This is a genomic window from Comamonas sp. GB3 AK4-5 (genome assembly GCF_041320665.1).
In the GTDB taxonomy this organism is placed as follows: Bacteria; Pseudomonadota; Gammaproteobacteria; order Burkholderiales; family Burkholderiaceae_C; genus Comamonas.
This window is the reverse complement of record NZ_CP166730.1, coordinates 3,955,337-3,975,328: the sequence shown is the minus strand read 5'-3', so window position 1 is coordinate 3,975,328 and position 19,992 is coordinate 3,955,337. Positions and strand designations below refer to the sequence as shown.

The 19,992-nt window shown below is 64.0% G+C and carries 12 protein-coding genes and 1 tRNA gene; 1 reads left to right on the top strand and 12 read right to left on the bottom strand.

The annotated features are described in order from the left end of the window. Window positions 1-103 precede the first annotated feature (103 nt). Window positions 104-180: transfer RNA gene (locus tag ACA027_RS17785), tRNA-Gln, on the top strand. A gap of 428 nt (window positions 181-608) precedes the next feature. Here ACA027_RS17785 and ACA027_RS17780 read toward each other — a convergent pair. From ACA027_RS17780 to ACA027_RS17725, 12 genes are all read right to left on the bottom strand, one after another. Continuing rightward, window positions 609-1,247, bottom strand: coding sequence for a response regulator transcription factor (locus tag ACA027_RS17780; RefSeq protein WP_370679527.1), 639 nt, complete (start codon window positions 1,245-1,247; stop codon window positions 609-611). Then, window positions 1,244-2,326 carry a sensor histidine kinase gene (locus ACA027_RS17775; RefSeq protein ID WP_370679526.1) on the bottom strand — a complete coding sequence of 361 codons (1,083 nt, stop codon included), beginning with the start codon at window positions 2,324-2,326 and terminating at the stop codon, window positions 1,244-1,246. Before ACA027_RS17775 ends, ACA027_RS17780 begins: the two co-directional genes overlap by 4 nt. A gap of 301 nt (window positions 2,327-2,627) precedes the next feature. Further along, window positions 2,628-3,356: an MgtC/SapB family protein gene (locus ACA027_RS17770; RefSeq protein ID WP_370679525.1), complete on the bottom strand. Its 729-nt coding sequence runs from the start codon at window positions 3,354-3,356 to the stop codon at window positions 2,628-2,630. Window positions 3,357-3,704: 348 nt separating this feature from the next. After that, a complete protein-coding gene (mgtA, locus tag ACA027_RS17765) occupies window positions 3,705-6,491 on the bottom strand; it encodes a magnesium-translocating P-type ATPase (RefSeq protein WP_370679524.1) in 2,787 nt (928 codons plus the stop codon). Between the two features lie 22 nt (window positions 6,492-6,513). Continuing rightward, window positions 6,514-7,935 carry a TolC family protein gene (locus ACA027_RS17760; RefSeq protein ID WP_370679523.1) on the bottom strand — a complete coding sequence of 474 codons (1,422 nt, stop codon included), beginning with the start codon at window positions 7,933-7,935 and terminating at the stop codon, window positions 6,514-6,516. A gap of 17 nt (window positions 7,936-7,952) precedes the next feature. Beyond that, on the bottom strand, window positions 7,953-11,129 hold the full coding sequence (locus tag ACA027_RS17755; protein ID WP_370679522.1) for an efflux RND transporter permease subunit: 3,177 nt from the start codon (window positions 11,127-11,129) through the stop codon (window positions 7,953-7,955). Continuing rightward, a complete protein-coding gene (locus ACA027_RS17750) occupies window positions 11,122-12,255 on the bottom strand; it encodes an efflux RND transporter periplasmic adaptor subunit (RefSeq protein WP_370679521.1) in 1,134 nt (377 codons plus the stop codon). The genes ACA027_RS17755 and ACA027_RS17750 overlap by 8 nt, the downstream gene beginning before the upstream one ends. Window positions 12,256-12,324: 69 nt before the next feature. Next, entirely contained in the window at window positions 12,325-12,642 is a 318-nt protein-coding gene (locus ACA027_RS17745; protein ID WP_370679520.1) for a hypothetical protein, read from the bottom strand. 511 nt (window positions 12,643-13,153) lie between these two features. Then, window positions 13,154-13,912, bottom strand: coding sequence for a hypothetical protein (locus ACA027_RS17740; RefSeq protein WP_370679519.1), 759 nt, complete (start codon window positions 13,910-13,912; stop codon window positions 13,154-13,156). Window positions 13,913-13,921: 9 nt separating this feature from the next. After that, window positions 13,922-15,400, bottom strand: a complete 1,479-nt coding sequence (locus tag ACA027_RS17735) for an amidohydrolase family protein (protein WP_370679518.1) — start codon at window positions 15,398-15,400, stop codon at window positions 13,922-13,924. A gap of 550 nt (window positions 15,401-15,950) precedes the next feature. Continuing rightward, window positions 15,951-16,601 carry a response regulator gene (locus ACA027_RS17730; RefSeq protein ID WP_370679517.1) on the bottom strand — a complete coding sequence of 217 codons (651 nt, stop codon included), beginning with the start codon at window positions 16,599-16,601 and terminating at the stop codon, window positions 15,951-15,953. A gap of 45 nt (window positions 16,602-16,646) precedes the next feature. Next, window positions 16,647-19,895, bottom strand: a complete 3,249-nt coding sequence (locus ACA027_RS17725) for an ATP-binding protein (RefSeq protein WP_370679516.1) — start codon at window positions 19,893-19,895, stop codon at window positions 16,647-16,649. Window positions 19,896-19,992: the final 97 nt, after the last annotated feature.

Below are 19,992 nucleotides of genomic sequence, written 5' to 3'. Positions count from 1 at the left end.
CTGCTATGGAAAGTGGGGTGGCTGCAAAATGGCAGCTTGCTGCGAAAATTTAACGAGGTTTGAAAAGTGCGCAAAAAATGCGTGCTAGAATCTTGGCTTCGCTAGGGGAGTCGCCAAGTTGGTCAAGGCACCGGATTTTGATTCCGGCATGCGAGGGTTCGAGTCCTTCCTCCCCTGCCAAAATACGAAACCCGGCTGTGCAAACAGCCGGTTTTTTCGTTTTTGAATTTCTATCGGAATGGGTAGCGAAGCCTGGCGGCTTCGTGGTGATCCATTTGGTGGCGGCCATACCGCGCTTCATGCTTTGTTGCGCGTCCTTGCCGTACCCCAGTACTGTCCGCGGACGCGCGTCGCGCCTGAAGTGCGGTCTGGCCGTTGTGGGGTGGGATTCAATGCCCGCTGCGCGTCTCAGGCCCGCTCCGGCAGGCTGCCCCTCATCCCCGCCCTCTCCCCGAAGGGGCGAGGGGGTGAAGCCAGGGCACTGCTCACAAAACTGGCGTGCCCTAGAACCAGGGCTGCCGCGCAAGGGCCGCCCCGCAGCGCTGGCAGCGTCCCCCTGCCCGCAGCGCGTAGCGATGCGAGAGCGGGGGGAAGGCGCCGAAGGCGACTCAGGGGGGGGTCAGCCGGTCCACCACGCGCACCAACTCAGCCAGGGTCTTGATCTCCAGCTTGCGCATGGCCTGGGCGCGGCGCACCTTGACGGTGATTTCGCTGACACCCAGCTCGGCCGCGACCTGCTTGTTCAGCAGCCCTGCCGTCACGCCCCGCACCACGTCTTTTTCGCCGGCAGACAGACTGTCCCACTGGGCCTGCAGTGACTGCTCGGTCTGGGCCTGGGCATGGCGTGAGCGGTCCAGTTCAATGCCTTGCTGGATGGCGTCCAGCAGCTCTTGTTCGCGAAAGGGCTTGGTCAGAAACTCGATGGCACCGCCCTTCATGGCCTGCACGCTCATGGGGATGTCGCCATGGCCGGTGACGAAGATCACGGGCAGATCCACACCCAGCTCCTGCATCTGGCGCTGGAATTCCAGGCCGCTTTGGCCCGGCATGCGGATATCCAGCACCAGGCAGGAAGGCAGCTCGCGGGCCGTGCTGCGCCAGTGTTCGGTGAATTCACCGGTGGAGCCAAAGCCCTGCACGGCCAGCCCGACGGAGGCCAGCAGGTCTTCGATGGCGGCGCGTACCGAGCTGTCGTCGTCCACCACATAGACCATGGCGGTGGGTGAGGAGGAGGCTGGGCTGTTCATGGGTGGGCGTCCTTGGCAGCTGGTGCTGCCGGCAGGCTGATGTGAAACTGCGTGCCGGGCAGGCCCTCGCCGCGCGGCTCGGCCCAGATGCGGCCGCCGTGGGCTTCCACCATGCTGCGGCTGATGGTCAGGCCCAGACCCATGCCGTGCGATTTGGTGGTCCAGAAGGCATCGAACAAATGGGACTGGACGGCGGGAGACAGGCCGCTGCCGCAGTCGGCCAGCGTCAGCTGCAGCTGGTCTTCGCCCAGGCGGCGTGCAGTGATGGTGATCTCGGGCTGCAAATGGTCGGCATCCATGGCGTCAATGGCATTGAGCAGCAAATTACCCACCACCTGCTGTATCTGGATGCGATCGGCCCAGGCCGCAGGCAGATTGGGGGCGAAATCCCAGCGCACGGCAATGCCGCGTTGCTCCAGCGCACCATGCGACAGCGCCACCATTTCACGCGCTGCATCTTCAAGCACAAAGGACTGGCGCTGCGGGGCTTCGCCGCGCGCCATGCCACGGATGCGGGTGATGACGTTGCTGGCGCGCTCGGCATCGGCCAGGATGCGCTGCAATGCCTGGTGGGCCTTTTCCAGCTGGGGCGGCTGGTGGTTGAGCCAGCGCTGGCCGGCCTGGCTGCTGGTGACGATGGCTGCCAGCGGCTGGTTGACTTCATGCGCGATGGAGGCCGTCAACTCGCCGAGGCTGGTTGCCCGTGCGATGTGCAGCAGCTGTGCTTGCGCCTCATGGGCGGCGGTCTGGGCGGCCACCATCTTTAGACCCAGGTAGGCGGTGATGGCGATGGCCAGAATGCTGATGCCGGTGTTGACCAGGCCCACGCGGTACAGCCCGCCGGGCGTGAGGGCAAAGCTCACCACCGTCAGCACAATGCACAGCACCGTCAGTGCCACCACGGTACGCGGGCTGAACCAGCGCACCGCAACCAGAATGACTGCCGTGTGGAACACCGCCGCTGCCACCGCGTATTCCGTCATGGTGTCGGCCACAAAGATGGCGGCCATGGCCAGGCCCAACACCATGGCGATCAGGCTGCGGCGCAGTCGGGCGGAGGAGAGCAGGCTGGAAATCATCACGGCAAGGTAGGTAGGCAAAAAAGCGTGGACGCTGTGCACATGGTAGAGGGCCTGCCAGGTACTTGGGTGCAAACAAGCGCTGGCATATCAGCTATCCAAGACACTGCATATCCTCTGAAGCCTATGCCAGGACCACGAAGGTGGGCCAGGGGGCGTTTTGCTTTCGCCGCCCATGGTATTGGCATGTCCCACCATCTATAAAACAGACACTGTCCATGCGAGGACAGCACGCAAGGGCCGCCCCGCCGCGTCGGTGTCGTCCCCCTGGGGAGGAAGGCGCCACAGGCGGCTCAGGGGGTCAATCCTCCGCCCGCGAACTCCAGAAGGCCTGCAGCACGCCTTCTTCGGCTTCCAGCCGCGTCATGATCTTGTCCAGCTCGTCGCCCTCCACGGCGGTGGCGTACAGCGTGGCCTCGATTTCGGTGTTGCCCTGGCCGAAGGCATGGTGGTCGATGTCACGCACGGGGTAGCTGGCCTGGTCCATCCACTCCACCAGTTTTTCGCGGATCTCGGACTGGTGGGGGTGGCGGCAAATCACATAGACGGCATAGGTGGCTTCGCTGAACTCCTCCTGCATGGGCTGGCGGTTGATGCGGTTGACCACCGGGCGCAGCAAAGTGTTGGCCGCCAGCACGAACAGGGCGGCAAGAATGGCTTCGGGCAGCAGCTTGGCGCCGGCGCAGCAGCCCACGGCGGCCGAGCCCCACAGCGTGGCGGCGGTGTTGAGGCCGGAGACATTGGCGCCTTCCTTCATGATGGCGCCGGCGCCCAGAAAGCCGATGCCCGACACCACATAGGCAATGACCTGCATGGGGCTGGGGGAGCCGCCATACAGGACATAAAAGCGCACCGCCAGATCGACGAACACCGCTGCGCCCACGGCCACCAGGGTGTTGGTGCGCAGGCCGGCCGTGCGCTGGCGGATCTGGCGCTCAAAGCCAATCAATGCGCCCAGGCAGAAAGCCAAGGCCAGGCTGGCCAGCGTGCTGAGCGTGGCGGAAAGATCGAAGGCGGGCCAATGTTGCATGTGAGTTCAGGGAGTTGCACGACAAAGCCTAGCGCCTTGCCGTGACATATTTGTCACAGACGAACTATGCACTTTTTATGGGGACCAAAAAACATGGTGTTTTTTGCCAGCCGGAGTGGGCCAGCGCAGTACAGCGGGCCCTTAAGTAACAACCCAACGGCCAGACAGTGCTTGAGGCGCGACGCGTGCCCGCAGACAGTACTTTGGTACGGCAAGGGCAGGCAACAAAGCATCAAGCACTGTATGGCCGTCTTCCAAAGGGGCAGCTACGAAGCCCCAGGCTTCGCAAGAACAGGCGCCTGCTTTAGCAAGCCGCCTGCTCCATGCATTCCCCCATCCGTGATGGTCTTACTGCCAGCCAAACTTGCGGATGTAGTGGCGCTTGACCACGGTGGTCAGCGTGGCATAGCCCAGCAAGATGGCGACCAGGAAGGGCCAGTACAGGGGCGGCAGCGCTTCCATCTTGAAGTAGTCGGCCAGCGGTCCCATGGGCAGGAACACGCCGATGGCCATGATGACCACGGTGGCCAGCAGCAGCGGCCAGGCGGCATGGCTTTCAATAAAGGGCAGGCGTGGCGTGCGGATCATGTGCACGATCAAGGTCTGGGTCAGCAGGCCGACGACAAACCAGCCGGACTGGAACAGCGTTTGCTGCTCGGGCGTGTTGGCCTGGAAGATCCACCACATCATGCCAAAGCACAGAATGTCGAACAGCGAGCTCAGCGGCCCGAAACACAGCATGAAGCGGCCAATGTCCTGGGGGTTCCAGCGCAGGGGCTGGCGCACCGATTCCGGGTCCACCTTGTCGAAGGGGATGGCGATCTGCGAGATGTCGTACAGCAGGTTCTGCACTAGCAGCTGCAGTGGCAGCATGGGCAAAAACGGCAGAAACACCGAGGCCACCAGCACCGAGAACACGTTGCCAAAATTGGAGCTGGCCGTCATGCGGATGTACTTCAGCATATTGCAGAAGGTGCGGCGGCCTTCGACCACGCCTTGCTCCAGCACCATCAGGCTTTTTTCCAGCAAGATGATGTCGGCTGCTTCCTTGGCGATGTCCACCGCGCCGTCCACGCTGATGCCGATGTCGGCGGCGCGCAGGGCGGGTGCATCGTTGATGCCATCTCCCATGAAGCCCACCACCCGGCCCTGGGCACGCAGGGCGTGCACGATGCGTTCCTTGTGCAGCGGGGTGAGGCGGGCGAACAGCTGGTGTTTTTGCACGGCAGCCGCCAGTGCGGAGTCGCTCATGCGCTCCACCTGCGGGCCGGTCACGGGCTGGCCTACGGCCAGGCCCACCTGCTCGCAGACTCGGGCGGCGACCAGCTCGTTGTCGCCGGTCAGCACCTTCACGTCCACACCATGCTCGGCCAGGGCCTGCAGCGCGGGTGCGGTGGACTCCTTGGGTGGGTCCAGAAAGGCGATGTAACCCACCAGTGTCAGCTCGGCCTCATCGGCCACGCCGTAGTTGTAGCTGGACAAGGGGCTGGCAGGCAGCTGGCGGCTGGCCACGGCCACCACGCGCAGGCCCTGGGTGTTCAGCCCCTCGGTCACGGCGCGCACGCGTGCCAGCATGGTGGCATCCAGGGCCACGGTGGCATCGCCGTCGCGCACCAGGGTGCACACGGACAGCATTTCCTCGACCGCGCCCTTGCACACCAGCAGCGTGTCGCCCTGGGCGTCCTCGGGGCGCAGCAGCACCGACATGCGCCGGCGCTCGAAGTCAAAGGGGATCTCATCCACCTTCTGCCAGTTCTGCGTGAGCGCGGCATCGGGGTTCAGGTCCATGTGCTCGATGACGGCGCGGTCCAGCAGGTTCTTCAGACCGGTCTGGTGGAAGCTGTTGAGCCAGGCCAGGCGCAAGGTCTCTCGCGAGGGGTTGCCGAACACATCGGTGTGGCGCTCCAGCACGATGCGGTCCTGCGTCAGCGTGCCGGTCTTGTCGGTGCACAGCACATCCATGGCGCCGAAGTTCTGGATGGCGTCCAGCCGCTTGACGATGACTTTCTGGCGCGAGAGCACCACCGCACCCTTGGCCAGAGTGGAGGTGACGATCATGGGCAGCATCTCCGGTGTCAGGCCCACGGCCACGGACAGCGCGAAGAGAAAGGCCTCCATCCAGTCGCCCTTGGTGAAGCCGTTGAGCAGCAGCACCAGGGGGACCATGACCAGGGCGAAGCGGATCAGCAACCAGGAGACGCTGTTGACTCCGGCCTGAAAAGAGGTGGGCGCACGGTCGGTGGCGATGGCGCGGTGGGCCAGTTGGCCGAAATAGGTCTGGTTGCCTGTGGCCACCACCACGGCCGTGGCCACGCCCGACACCACATTGGTGCCCATGAACAGCAGATTGGTCTGCTCCAGAATGCCGTCGGACAGCTGCTGGCGTTCGGCGAATTTCTCCACCGGCAGCGACTCTCCCGTCATGGCGGCTTGTGCCACAAACAGGTCCTTGGCCGTCAGCACGCGGCAGTCGGCGGGAATCATGTCGCCGGCGGACAGCCAGATATGGTCGCCAGGCACCAGCTCGCGCATGGCCACTTCACGCCGTGCTGCCGGGCGGCGGGAGTTGATGCGGGCATCAAAGTAGCGCTCGGCCACTTCGGCGGCCTCGGTGCCCAGGTCGCGGCGGATCACGGTGGCGGTGCTGCTCACCATGGCCTTGAGCTGCTCGGCACTGCGCTGCGAGCGCCCTTCCTGCACAAAGCGGATCACCGTGGACAGCAGCACCATGGCGCCAATGACCACGGTGGCCTGGATGTCCTCGGTGGCCCAGGAGACGATGGCCAGCAGCGTCAGCAACACGTTGAAAGGGTTGCGGTAGCACTGCCACAGGTGTTGCCACCAGGGCAGGGGCTTTTCGTGGTCCACCTCGTTGGGGCCTATGCGCTGCAGGCGCTCGGCCGCCTCGGTATCGCTCAGCCCATCTTCATGGGACTGCAGGCGCACCAGCGCGCCGGGAATGTCGTCGCAGGCCGCACGCCACAGGGCGCGGGTCAGCTGTTCGGGTACGGCCGCCGGGGCGATGGGCTTGCCGCCGGGGCCACGTTCCATGCCTGGCAGCGCACTGCGGCGAAACAGCCGCAAGTTGTGGCGGCGGCGCAAAAAATCACCAAACCAGGACGTGAAGAAGTGCATGGCTCGCTCCTTGCAAGGCTTTTCAAAGAGCTGGGCGCAGTCCCACGCTCAGCTGTAACTCTACGGTGGCAGTGGCCAGATCGGCCTGGGCCTGCAAATAGTCTTGGTAGGCCTCATCGGCCGAGTGCTGGGCAGCCAGCAACTCCAGCAGCGAAGCTGCACCATGGCGGTAGGACAAGCGTATGCCCTCCAGCACTTTTTGCGCATCGGCCAACATGCCGTTGCGATAGCGCTGCACATTCTCATGTGCGGCCAGGAAGCGGAATTGCGCGGCACGCACCTCGGCCTCGGTCTTGTGGCGGGCCTGGTCCAGCTCCAGGATGGCCTGGGTGACCTCGGCCTCGGCCTGCACCAAAGTGCCCTTGTTCAGGCGTGAAAACGGCAGCGGAACGCTGACGCCCACCTTGAGCATGCGCGAACGCATGGCAGCGTCATAGGGTTCGCCGTCACTGCCCACGCCGCCAGCGTGGCCGGGGGTGCGGCCCACGCCCACGGAGACCGTGGGGTTGACCCAGCGCTCGGCCTGGGCCAGATCGGCCTTGTCGCGGGCATTGGCCAGGGTGGCTTCGGCGATGCGGATGTCGTCACGGGCGCGCATGGCCTCGGGCAGCAGGGCCTGCAGATCATTGCCTTGGGCAAAGGGCGTGAACTCGCAGGACAGCGCCACATCGCCCTGGCCGGCGCCCAGCACCTCGGCCATGCGACGGCTCAGCGGTACCGACAGGGCCAGCATGGCGGCCTGGGCCTCGGCCCGGGCAGAGGTCACGTCGGCGGCGAACTGGTCGCGTTCCACGCGGGATTGCAGCAGCTCCACGCCGCCCACGTCGCCCGCCTTGCGGCGCACTTCGTTGGCGCGCACCACCTCGCTCAATGCCTTCAGCGTCTGCTCCTTGCGGGCCAGCACATCGCGGGTGCGGCAGGCCTCGGTAAAGGCGGTGGCGGCATCGTTGAACAAGGTGTTGCGAAAGCCATCGACCTCGGCCTGCGTAACCCGCGCCTGGCTCTTGGCCGCACGAATGCGGGCGTTGCGCTTGCCGCCGGTTTCCACTTCCCAACTGAGGGTGGGGGTGAAGGTGGTGGGGCGAGGCTCGCCGGTGCGCACGCGCTCACGCTCCCATTCCATGGACAGTTCGGGGTCGGGCCGCAGGCCGGCGATGCCAATTTCGGCCTCGGCAGCCGTGATGGTGGTTTGCTGGGCCTTGAGCTCCAGGCTGTGGGCTTCCACGGCCTGCAGGTAGTCCGAGAAATGCACGGACTTCAGGGGCTGGGCGCTGGCCAGGGCACTGGCCGTGGTGCTTACAGGTGCTTTGGCCGCTGCGGTAGCAGCGGTGCCGGCGGGCGCGGCCGGGCCGGCCAGGGCGGCCGTGGCACAGGCCAGGCCCAGGCCGCCCAAGGCCAGCCGCATGGCCTGCGTCAGACGGAGTTGGGAAAAGACAAAACGCATGACAGTCCTCGCTGGCCTCAATGGCCGGTGTGGGTTTGCACGGGGAGGTCTGCATCGGCTTGCGCATCCAGCAGGTCCCAGTCGATGTCGCCACGGGCCGCAGAGCGGGCAGCGCGGCGTTGGGCCAGGCGCTCGGCCCGGGCTTCGACGGCGTAGTAAATCGCGGGCAGCAGCAGCAGCGTCAGCGCGGTGGCGCTGATCAGGCCGCAGACCACCACGGTGGCCAGCGGGCGCTGCACGTCGCTGCCCAGGTCGGAGGCCAGCATGGCCGGCATCAGGCCGAAGGCAGCCACGGTGGCAGTCATCAGCACCGGGCGCATGCGGCTGGCCGCACCTTCGAGCACGGCTTCGCGCAGCGAGAGGCCCGCTTCCTGGCGCAGGCGGTTGATCTGCGACACCAGCAGTACGCCCGACAGCACGGCCACACCGAACAGGGCAATAAAGCCCACGGCGCTGGAGACGTTGAGCGTCATGCCACGCAGGTGCAGGCCGGCCAGGCCACCGATCATGGCCAGGGGCACCATGCCCAACACCATCAGCGGTTGGCGCAGATTGCCGAAGGCGCCGAACAGCAGCACCAGCATCAGGCTCAGCGTCAGGGGCAGGATCACGGCCATACGCGCTTCGGCGCGCTGCAGGTTCTCGAACTGGCCACCCCATTCCAGGCGGATATGTTGCGGGTCGAACGTGATCTGCTGGTCAATGGCGGCGCGGGCCTCGTCCAGGAAGCTGGACAGATCGCGGCCTCGCACATTGAGCTTGACCAGGATGTGGCGCTCGCCGCCTTCGCGCACGATCACGCTTTGGCCCTGGGTGGTGGTGATGCGCGCCACGTCGGCCAGCGGCACCTGGGCTCCGCTGGCTGAGGTCAGGCGCAGCTGGGAGATGGCGTCCACGCTGCCCCGTGCTTCCAGGGGGAAGCGCACGGCGATGTCGTAGCTTTTCTCGCCCACGTACAGATCGCCGATGCTGGCACCACCGATGCCGGTGGAGATCAACTGGGCCACGTCGGCCGCGTTGACACCCAGGCGGGCTGCAGCGGGACGGTCCAGTTCTATGCGCAGATTGGGCAGCGGCGGCTCGATGTCCACGGCCACGTCGGCGGCACCGGGAACGCTCTTGAGCAAGGCCACCACCTGGTCGGCCACACGGCGGTCGTTGTCCAGATCGTCACCAAAGACCTTGAGCGTCAGGTCGCTGTGCGCGCCGGAAAGCTTGTCCTGCACGCCATCGATCATGGGCTGCATAAAGCCCACGCTATAGCCAGGCATGCGGGCAAAGCGTGCTTCCATGTGGGAGATCAGCTCCTGCTTGGTCCAGCCGGACTTCCAGCTCTTGTAGGGGTGCAGACCCACGCTGGCCTCGATGTGCGAGGGAGTCCAGTAGTCGGTGCCGTCGTCATTGCGCCCGGTCTGGGTGACGACATAAGAGACTTCGGGGAACTCGCGGGCTGCGCTGCGCAGCTCGTCGGCCATGTGCTGGGCCTTGTCCAGCGTGATGCCCGGTGGCAGCTGTACCTGCAGCCAGATCGAGCCCTCGTCCAGATAGGGCAGGAAGTCGCGGCCAATGGTGGCACCCAGGCCCACCAGGGTCAGCAGGGCCACGCTCAAGGTGGCCACCCACCAGCGGCCACGGCCCACGGCACGCTGCAGAAAGCGGCTGTAGCGCGTTTCCATGGCGTGCAGCGCCGGGTTGTGGAAGATCTTGCGCGGGCGGCGGAAGGCCAGCCAGGCCAGCGCTGGTGTCAGCAGCAAGGCCACGGCCAGGGCGCCTGCCAGGGCAGCGGCCACGGCGCTGGCCATGGGCGCGAACAGCTTGTACTCGATGCGCTCAAAGGCGAACAAGGGCAGGTAGGCAGCAGCGATCACGCACATGCCAAAGAAGATGGGGCGGGCCACCTGCAAAGTGGCCGACACGGCGTCGCGCGGGGACAGCGGGCGGCCGGCATGTCGTTCACGCAGGCGCAGCATGCCTTCGACGACCACCACGGCGCCATCCACCAAGATGCCGAAGTCGATGGCACCTAGCGACAGCAAATTGGCCGGGATGCGGGCGTGGTGCATGAACACAAAGGCCAGCAGCAGCGACATGGGAATGGTCAGCGCCACGATCAGCGCGGCACGCGGGCTGCCCAGGAACAGCAGCAGCACCAGGGTGACCACGACCAGGCCTTCAATCAGCGTGTGGCCTACGGTGTCCATGGTGCGCTCGATCAGCGTGGTGCGGTCCAGGTAGGGGACGACCTTGACGTCGGCGGGCAGCATGCGGCTGTTGAGCTCATTGACCGCCGCGTGAATGCCTTCCAATGCCTGGGAGGGGTTGGTGTCCTTGAGCAGCAGCACGATGCCGCTGACGGCGTCGCTGTCGTCATCCTTGCCCAGCACGCCGCGGCGTTCCACTTCGCCATAGGTCAAGCGGCCCAGGTCTTTCACCAGCACCGGCACGCCGGCATCCGTGGCCTTGACGACCACCTGGCCCATATCGTCCAGCGAGCGCAGCAGGCCCACGCCGCGGATCACATAGGAGATTTCACCGCGGTCCAGCACGCTGCCCCCGCCGCTGGCGTTGTTGTCGTTGATGGCTTCCACCACCTCGGCCAGTGTCACGCCGTACTGCAGCAGGCGCTGCGGCTGCAGCTCCAGCATGTACTGCGTGGTCAGACCGCCGAAGTTGGTCACATCCACCACGCCGGCCGCCTTTTTCAGGCGCGGAATGACGGTCCAGTTCTGCAGCTCGGACAGCTCACGCAGGCTGCGTGTGGGGCTCTCCAAGGTGTAGCGATAGACCTCGCCGGTGGGCGAGCTGTAGGGGTCCAGCTCGGCCTTGGCGTCATAGGGCAGCTCGACTTCGTTGATGCGCTCCTGCAGGCGCTGGCGCGCCCAGTAGCCCTCCACGCCGTCTTCAAACACCACGGTGATCAGCGACAGCGCAAACAGGCTGCGCGAGCGCAGCACATGCATGCCCGGCGTGGCCAGCATGGCGCGCTCCAGTGGCACGGTGATTTGCTGCTCGATTTCCTCGGCAGCCAGGCCCGGCACCTGGACCACGATCTGCGAAGTGGTGTCGGCAATGTCGGGGTAGGCCTCGATGGGCAGCTGCTTCCAGCTGAAGGCGCCATACAGGGCGGCAAAGGCGAACACCAGCCAGACCAGGCTGCGCCGCTGAAAGCACAGGGTGACGATGCGCTCAATCATGGAGGAGCACTCCTCCGTTGACGACCACGCGCTCGCCTGCCTTCAGGCCATCGGTGATTTCCACCTGCTGGCCTTGTTGGGCACCGACCTGCACTTCACGCGGGACAAAGTGGCCTGCGGATTGCTCCACAAAAACGCGTGTGCCCACACCGCTTTGCAGCAGGGCCGAGGTGGGCACCACGGTGGCCTGGTGGACCGGGCCGTCAAAACGCACCTGGGCGAACATGCCCGGGCGCAGGCGGCCATCCTGGTTGTCCACAGCCACGCGCACCTTCACGCTGCGGGTTTCGGGGTCCAGCAGCTCACCCACGTAGCGCACCTTGCCCTCCAGTGTCTGGTTGGGGTAGGCGTTCAGGCTGATGTGGGTGTTCTGCCCCACGGTGACGCTGGCCAGGTCACGCTCGTTCACGCTGGCGCTGAGCCAGACGGTGGACAGATCGGCCACCGTCATCACGGATTCGTTGATGTCGTTCCAGTACGCACCTTGTGCGCCATTCATTTCCACCACACGGCCGTTGATGGGCGAGCGCAGCACATAAGCACCACGGCTGCCGGCCTTGGAAGGCGCGCCCATTTGTGCCAGTTGGTCGGCTACGGCGGCCACATCGGCACGGGCTGTGGCCAGCTCCAGCTCGGCGGCCTCGTAGTCCTTGCGGGCGGCGATTTCCGCATCCAGCAGCAGCTTCTGGCGATCGGCTTCGCGCTGGGCGTGCAGCAGCGTGGCCTGGGCCTTGGCCTGGTCGGCGCGCACATTGGCCATATCGGCCGAGTCCATGGTGAACAGCGGATCGCCTGCGCGCACGGCATCACCCAGTGCGCGGTGGATTTGCACCAGGCGGCCAGCCACCGGCGGGGCCAGCTTCACCAGCTTTTCCGGCGCAGCCTCGATGCTGGCCGGTGCGCTGACCGGGGTGGAGAGTTCGGCCGTGGTCACGGCCTCCACCTGCAGCTTGGCCAACAGCGGCGAGCCCTGGGGAACTTCGATGACATTGCCCTGGCGGCGCAGGGCCGGCACTTCCGCGGTCTGGGCGTCGGTAGAGGCGGTGTTGGGGTGACAGGCGCTGAGCAGGCTGCCCAGGAGCAGGGCAGAGCCAGGTCGCAGCATGGCGGCCATACGGAAAGTCATGGGAGTTCCTTGCGGGAAAAGAAAAAGGCAAAGGCCACCCCCACGCTGCGGTGGAGGTGGCCTAGAGAGTCAGGCGTGGATGCGGGCTGCTGCATCGCTCCAGGTCAGCAGGCCCCAGCGCATGCGGCGGGTGGGATAGGGCGTGGTCACGGCAATACCCAGCGGCAGCAGGCTGTCGCACAGCTGGCGCGGCAGATGGCGCAGCACGGCGTTGCGGTTGTCTTGGGGGAGCAGGCTCAGGGCGTCGGCAGCGACGCGGGGGGAGCAATGCGCCACTGCATTGGCGAAAGCAGGCAGGCCATAGGTGGCCAGCAGGGCGCGGACTTGGTGCACATTGCGCGACATCAGGGCGGCGCGCAGGGCGATATTGAGTTGTTGACGGGTCATGAGGGTCTCGCAGTCATTGCGGCTGAGCGAAGACCCCCTGTCACAAAGCGATCAAAGGCCTTCGGGCTGCAGCCAGATGGATGAGCCATGGCACGCGCTGCGCCATGTGCTGGTCGGGGAAGAGGCGGTGCACAAGCACCTATGAGGGCCGGGTTCCATAGCGGTATCTCCATGGAGAGGGAAGAACACAAGACAGCGGCCGGGGGGAGGCAGAACGCTGCTTGAACAATACGGGTAATTCTCTAGATTCCCTCCGACAGCGTCTAGCCACTTTTGGGAAGGCGCGGATATACCTTGGTATAGATCCGGTATGTGCATGCGCTGTGTGGGGCCGGACATGGGCCGCATAGGGGCCATGGTGGGCTGGCGAGAAGGTGTGTGCGCGCCACATGCGTTTGGGGTGCCGCAGCGCTGTTTTCGCGCTCGGCATGCAGGAGCGCGTGAAGCAGCGGGGAGATCAGCCCACCCCCCGTGCCATGAGCGCAGCGGCCACAGGGGGAATTTCAGACCTTCAGAACTTCAGCGTGGCGCCCAGCATGGGTCCGCTTTGGTTGAAATCCAGGCGCTTGCCGTCATCGCGGTAGTTGACATGCAGATGCCGGTAGCCGAGCGAGAAGAAGAGGTTCTCGCTCCATTGGTAATTGACCGCACCCACTGCCTGCCAGGTGGAGTCGGAGCCCATGCCAAAGCCGCCCACATCCAGGTAGACCAGGGTGGACCATTGCGCAGCCCAATCCTGGCGCCAGCGTGCAGCCACGATGGGGTCGACAAAGTGGGTGGTAGATTGCGTGGCTGCCAGGCCGGGCACGCGCACATGGGCCTTGATGTCCCACAGGCGCATGCCAGCCATGAGGTCCACGCTGGAGCTGGGCGTGAGCGGCCAGTTATAGCCTCCGGTCAGGGTGGCCGAGGTCTGGCGCACCTTGGCATGGGCCGACAGCCCCAGCGGCAGGCTGGCGCTGTCCGAGGTGGATGCATAGCTGAAATCCCCCTGCAGCACCAGCCGGCCCTTGCGGGCAGTCCCGGTGAGGAAAAAGGCTGCATCCAGGTTCTGCAGGACGTCGGAAAAGGAGTTGTCCACATGGGCCGTGGGTGCGCCTTCGACGGGGCGGATATGCCCTTCCAGTCCCGTCATCCATACATAGGGCGTGAGCTGGACGCGCCAGCTCTCCTCTGCGGCAGTCTGGGCCGATGCCGTGCCCAGCATCAGCAGCCCCGTGGTCCAGGCCGCGGTGCTGCGCAGCGTGTGTGAAAAAGAGGATGTAGGCATGCAAGTGACTCAGAGTGTGTTCTTGTGGATGGCGCCATCCTTCATGATCAAACGCAGATTACGCTCGGGATCGGCCAGGAAGTCGAGGTTGGCAGAGGGGTCGCCATCGGCAATCAACAGATCGGCGAATGCGCCGGGGACAATGCGCCCCAGGGCCTTGGGGTAAGGGTTGCGCTCGCCCGACAGTGCCAGCAGATCGGCGTTCTTGCCCGTGGCCTGGTTCAGCAGCGTCAGCGGGTCATAAAAGCGCGTGAGCTTGGCCAGCTGGCGGCCTTGCGTGGCCGTGTTCTTGGGGTTGAACAAAATGTCCGTGCCCCAGCCGGTCTTGATGCCGTATTTCTGGGCCATTTCATAGGCCTTGATGGTGCCCTGGGCCACCTGCCGCTGGCTTTCGCGCCGTGCAGCGTCGGGGTAGGCATTGCTGTCTTCGTCCTGCAGAAAGGGCTGCAGGCTCCACCACACGCCTTCGTCGCGCATCATGCGCACCGAGGCTTCGTCTGCCAGCTGGCCGTGCTCGATGCTCTTGACGCCGGCCCGGATGGCGCGCTGTATGCCCTTGGGGGTGTAGACATGGGCCATCACATAGGTGTTCCAGTCCGCCGCCGCTTCCACGCCGGCACGCAGCTCACGTTCGGAGAACTGCGTGCTGTCCAGCGGGTCGTACAGCGAAGCCACGCCGCCGCCGGCCAGCATCTTGATCTGGGAGGCGCCCAGCATCAGCTGCTCGCGCACGCGGCGCAGCACCTCGGCTTCGCCATCGGCAATCATGGAGACGCCCACGCGTTCCACCAGGCTCAGTGGCTCGTTGGCTGCGCGGGGGACTTCGCTGCGCAGGCGGAAGTCGCCATGGCCCGAGGTCTGGGAAATCATGGCCCCGCTGGGGTAGATGCGCGGGCCGGGCACCATGCCCTCGTCAATGGCGCGCTTCAGCGCAAAGGCCGGACCGCCCGCATCACGCACCGAGGTAAAACCGCGCAGCAGCGTGCGCTTGGCTTCCTGCGCCGCAGCCAGGTACAGATAGCCCAGATCGGCCGTCATGGCCGTGGTCTGGGGGATGGCGGCCAGCATGGTGTGCCAGTGGGTGTCGATGAGCCCGGGCATCAGCAGCTTGCCCTGGCAGTCGATCACCTGGGCGCCTTCGACCTTTTCCGCTGCAGAGGGCAGGGCCGTGATCAGCTTGCCTTCGACCAGCACTTGCACACTGGTGCGGGGGGCCTTGCCCGAACCGTCGAAAAGCCGCAGATTGGTGAACAGCAGCGGGCGCGGGCCTTGCTTGGGGCTTTCCTTGGCATCGCTGCCAGGCTGGGCGGCCGCGGCAAAAGGTGCCAGCGTGGCGGCCACACCACCGACGAACATGCGCCGGGACATATCGGCCATTACCCGCTCACACAGCAGGTGGCACACCACACTGCCGCAGCTGCAGGCCTGGGGCTGTATCCGGCCCAGGGTCCAGGGCAGATTGAATTGGGGGGCTTGGGCGGGGTGCATGTATTCCTCCTGGGCAAAACGCGGTTTAGGCGGTTTTCGTGGGCGGTTGGGGAGCGAGCGTGAGCCGGTCCATCCGGTGGTGCAGGAATGCATGTCTGGTCAGGCCACGCAATGTGGCCAGTCTCCAGGTGCATGGAGCGGCCTGCAGTCTTGCTGCGTGGGCGCTCTGTGCATGCGCAACATGGTCACCTTGGCCAGAGATGAAGGGTCTCTTTCAGAGTATACGTAAGGAAATGTCGAGCGTCCGACGGACGGTGTGGTTGGGCACATATTCTGGGTATGTCAGAAACGCACGACAGGGCGTAGCCCTACATGAAGGTGACCACGGCCTTGGTTTCGCCCGGCATCACGCATATCAAATATTTATATTTTTTGCGGTGCTCATATATGAGCAGGCAAACCTCCGGGGTGGGATGCCCGAGATTGGCAACACATGGCGTTGATTCCCGTGTTTATGCTTTCCGGAAATTTGATGCGGAAAGGGGAGAAAAATTTCAGAAGAAAACCTGAAGCTTTTGCGCAAGACGGGAGTCGATAGCAGTTTCAGTGTTCAGTGCTGAAAAAGCCCATGCTCCATGCAGAAGGTGATCAGGTCCTGGTTGTTTTTCACATCCAGCTTGCGCATGGCCGTGGTTTTTTGCGTGCTGACGGTTTTGATGCTGCGGTTCAGGTGTTCGGCAATTTCACCGACGGTCTTGCCCTGGTAGAAGAGACGCAGGACTTCAAACTCCTTGGGGGAGAGGTTTTTGATACGCTCTTGCACCGCACTGCCATGCTCTGAACGCATTTCTTTTTGAAAGCCTGGTGGGTAATACTGGATGCCCATGCTCGTCATATGCAGGGCGCGGTTGATTTCATTGAGGTTGTGCTTTTTCAGCACGACTGCCTGCACACCGGCTTCGTAAAGCGAGGAAATAATCAGGGGATTGGACAGCATGGTCAGCACAATCAGCTTGACTTCAGGAAAGCGGCGCAGAAGGAGTTGAATGAACTTGATGCCATCGCCGTAGCATTCGTCATCGGGCATGGTGTAGTCGGTAATGACCACATCCGGAAGGGATTTTTCCAGCTGATTGAAGAGCTCTGTGGGCGTGAATACTTCGGCCTCAACGCTGATATTGGCATCCTTGGCGAGTAAATCTTTGACTCCCATGACCATCAAAGGATGGTCATCGGCGATGATGACACGTATTTTTTGCATAACGTTGCTGAATCTTTATATGCAGAAATCCTGGGTATCGGAGTGTTAGGTGTTGGCCAGCATTTCTTCCAGCATGTCATGTGCGACAGCCAGCTGATCGGCCATATTAGCCTCCCAGCCTTGTTGGGAGAGCTTGTCTTCCAGTTGCCCCAGAAAATTGGCGAACTCCAGGCTGCCGACTGCGGCCAAAGCGCCCCGCATGCGGTGCAGCTTCTGAAGGGCCGTTGCAATGTCGCGCTCCCGCAGGCTTTGCCCGAACAGCGCAATGTCTTTTTGCATGGTACTGCGAAAGACGCTGCGGTATTGCTCGGGCACTGGGATGGAGAGCATCTGCTGGCGCTGCACTGCAGCCGCCGTCGCAGGCTCAAGGGCACGCGCATTCTCTGTGGACTGCGGCGTGAACTGGCACAGCAGTTTGTACAGGTCTTTGAGCTCTATGGGTTTGACCAACCAGGCATTCATGCCACTTTGCATGCAGCGCTGCTCTTCGTCACGCATGGCGTTGGCCGTCACGCCAATGATGGGCGCGCTGACCCCCATGGCACGCAGTTGCTGCGTGAGCTCATAGCCATTCATGCAGGGCATGTTGACGTCGGTGAGCACCAGGTCGTGCGGCTCTATGTTCCACTGCGTCAGCGCTTCTTCGCCGTTGCCTGCGATGCTGACCGTGCAACCCAGCTGCTCCAGCTGGTTGCTCAGCGTGGCCTGGTTGATCGGATTGTCTTCTGCGATGAGTACATGCAATGGAGAGCTGAGGGCGAAGGTGTCCGGTGCAGCGGGTGCCTGCGGTGCGCGCTGCCGCGCCAGGCGCTCCAGCCCTCTGGCAATGCTGTCCACGCTGTAGCTGTCGATGTCTGGGTGGGATGAGGGCATGGTGCTGGGCGGCAGGTTGAGGTAGCGCGGGCGCCAGTCTGCAGAGGGTGCTTGGCTGGCGGGCATCAGGAGGTCGAGCAGCCACAGTCCATCGGCTGCCGGAGGCAGGGCGCTTTGGGCGATCTGGGCCTTGGCGCCCCACAGGTTCAGCCAGCGACAGACATGCTCCGACAGCTCCTTGTGGGGGGTGCGCACCAGCAACTCAATCCCTTGGAGATCCGGTGGCTGGCTGGGCTCGGCGCTGCTGCGCAGCAGATTCAGCTCCAGCGTGAAGCTGCTGCCCAGACCGGGCTCACTGGTCACTTGAAGCTGCCCTTGCATCAGCTGGGCCAAGCGGTTGCAGATGGACAAACCGAGACCGGTTCCCCCAACCGTGTGCTTGCCCGTGTGGGCACGGTAGAAGGGGGTGAACAGCTCGGCCATCTGGTCTTTGGTGATGCCCATGCCGGTGTCGGCCACCTGCAGCCGCAGCAGGCACTGCGAGCCTGCATGCTGCACCAGACGCAGGCGGACAATGACATGGCCGACTTGCGTGAACTTGATGGCGTTGCTGATGAGGTTGGTGAGGATCTGCCGGAGGTGGGAGGCATCGCCCAGCAACTGCTCCGGGATGTCGGGGTCGATGCAGGAAAACAGCAGCAGCTTCTTTTGCTGCGCCATGGCCGCATAGGACGCGGTGCACTGCTGAACGAGTTCGCGGGGATCGAAGGGGGCAATCTCCAGCTGCAGCTGGCCCGCTTCGATTTTGCTGACGTCCAATATGTCGCTGATTTGCCGCAGCAGCAGTTGCGAGGAGGCCTGTATGCGTTGTACATGCAGGCTTTGCTGCCGGTCCAGCTTGCTGAGGGCCAGCAGCTCGAGCGTGCCAATCACCCCGTACAGCGGGGTGCGAATCTCGTGGCTCATGGTGGCGAGGAACGTGGTCTTGGCCTCATTGGCCTGGTCGGCGGCCGTCTTGGCGCGCTCCAAGGCACGCTGCTCTTCCGCACGGGTCGTGAGGTCGGTGATGGCGCAGAGCACCACGTCCTGCTTTTGGTAGCGCGTGGGTGCGTAGGCAATATGCAGGCTGCGGCCGTTTTCCAGGTCGAGTTGTTCGATGACGCCTGGCTGTGTGGCGTGAAGGATCTGTCTGCGCACGGTCTCGAGATCGGGCTGGTGCGGCAGCAGCGATGTCTGTGCAAGCGGCAGCCAGTTTTGGGCCTGGCTGGAGGCAAACACCACCTCGCCCTGGCTGCGTGTGAGCAGGCACAGCGCAATGGGGGCCGTGTCAATCAGGGTGCGATTGAAGGACTCGCTTTCCAGCAAATCGCTCTGGGCCTTCTGGGCAGGGTCAATGACGCTGTGTCGGTACCAGCGTATATAGCCCAGCCCCATCAGCAGGGCCAGCGCCACAATGCACAGGCCAATCACGGGAAGCCACCAGGCACTGGACCGGAAGAAGCTGCCGTAGCCGATGAGGTAATGGCCCGTCCAGTCTCCTTGCCGGCTGTGCAGGCGCAGCACCAAGCCTTTGGCGGTCAGCGTGAATCCATCGCTACGGGTTTGTGGCAGGTCGGGCGACCCCAGCAGCAGCCCTTGCTCGGCATGGCTGAGCCAGAAATCGTTCTCGAATGCAAAAGGCTCGACATCATCGGCCGTGCTCAGGCGTTGGCGGCTCATCAAAGAGGCCAGATAGGTCTGCGGGCGATGCCCTATGGCCTCCTGCCATGCCTGCGATGGCAGATTGGCAGACACCAGAGCGAGCATTTTGTTGGGCAGGCCGGGCATGGCGATCCACAGGACCTGTGTGCTCTGTGCAGACAAAGGCGGCTGCAGCGCGCTGCTGGCCGCTGCCTGGGTTTGCTTGCGGATCAACGACAGAATCTGGTCGAACTCCTGCGAGCGCATGGTCTCTGAAAACCCCGGTGCGCTGATGGCAGGAACACTGATGCGGACGTCATCGCTTTCATTCAGCAGCATCACGCTGGGAGAGGGAAAGTAGGAGAAGGCCCAGAATGAAAAATAGTGGTCGGCCAGATAGCGGCCCAGCGACAGATAGACCTGGTGCGGTGCCGGATTCTCACTGCTGGTTTGCGTCTCTTCTATGACGGAGAAAGGGAGGTCGCCGCTATACAGGCTGCGATCCAGGGCGACATGGCTGGCTTGGCCTTCCGCGCCGGGCCGGATGCTGCGGGAGTCGAACAGCGACGTGAGGCGTCCGTTCTGGACCCGGAGCTGCAGCAGGAATTGCTCCTGCTCCTGCACGTAGGAAACGGTGTTGGCGAAGTCGTCGGTCAAGGCGTCGCGCTTGCGCTCGATGATGTTCTGCGCACCAGCGAGTAGCAAGCCGCAAAGCACCAGCATCATGACGATGCTGCCGAGTATGGTCAGACTTTGCCGGCGCAAATGCCGTGTGATGACGTTGAAAGAGGTGTTCGGCATCCCTGGATAGCGTCGATGAAGCTGGTTTTTTTGGGGGTGATAGTGACCACCAGCATCGCAGGTTAGCCAGGAACTTGCTTGCTTTGGTGCAAAAGAC

Bases quoted from the DNA above. Each gene is read 5' to 3' on its own strand.
- ACA027_RS17745 (WP_370679520.1), bottom strand. From the start codon at position 12,642: ATGACCCGTCAACAACTCAATATCGCCCTGCGCGCCGCCCTGATGTCG.
- mgtA (WP_370679524.1), bottom strand. From the start codon at position 6,491: ATGCACTTCTTCACGTCCTGGTTTGGTGATTTTTTGCGCCGCCGCCAC.
- ACA027_RS17780 (WP_370679527.1), bottom strand. From the start codon at position 1,247: ATGAACAGCCCAGCCTCCTCCTCACCCACCGCCATGGTCTATGTGGTG.
- ACA027_RS17750 (WP_370679521.1), bottom strand. From the start codon at position 12,255: ATGACTTTCCGTATGGCCGCCATGCTGCGACCTGGCTCTGCCCTGCTC.
- ACA027_RS17730 (WP_370679517.1), bottom strand. From the start codon at position 16,601: ATGCAAAAAATACGTGTCATCATCGCCGATGACCATCCTTTGATGGTC.
- ACA027_RS17755 (WP_370679522.1), bottom strand. From the start codon at position 11,129: ATGATTGAGCGCATCGTCACCCTGTGCTTTCAGCGGCGCAGCCTGGTC.
- ACA027_RS17740 (WP_370679519.1), bottom strand. From the start codon at position 13,912: ATGCCTACATCCTCTTTTTCACACACGCTGCGCAGCACCGCGGCCTGG.
- ACA027_RS17760 (WP_370679523.1), bottom strand. From the start codon at position 7,935: ATGCGTTTTGTCTTTTCCCAACTCCGTCTGACGCAGGCCATGCGGCTG.
- ACA027_RS17775 (WP_370679526.1), bottom strand. From the start codon at position 2,326: ATGATTTCCAGCCTGCTCTCCTCCGCCCGACTGCGCCGCAGCCTGATC.
- ACA027_RS17770 (WP_370679525.1), bottom strand. From the start codon at position 3,356: ATGCAACATTGGCCCGCCTTCGATCTTTCCGCCACGCTCAGCACGCTG.
- ACA027_RS17725 (WP_370679516.1), bottom strand. From the start codon at position 19,895: ATGCCGAACACCTCTTTCAACGTCATCACACGGCATTTGCGCCGGCAA.
- ACA027_RS17735 (WP_370679518.1), bottom strand. From the start codon at position 15,400: ATGCACCCCGCCCAAGCCCCCCAATTCAATCTGCCCTGGACCCTGGGC.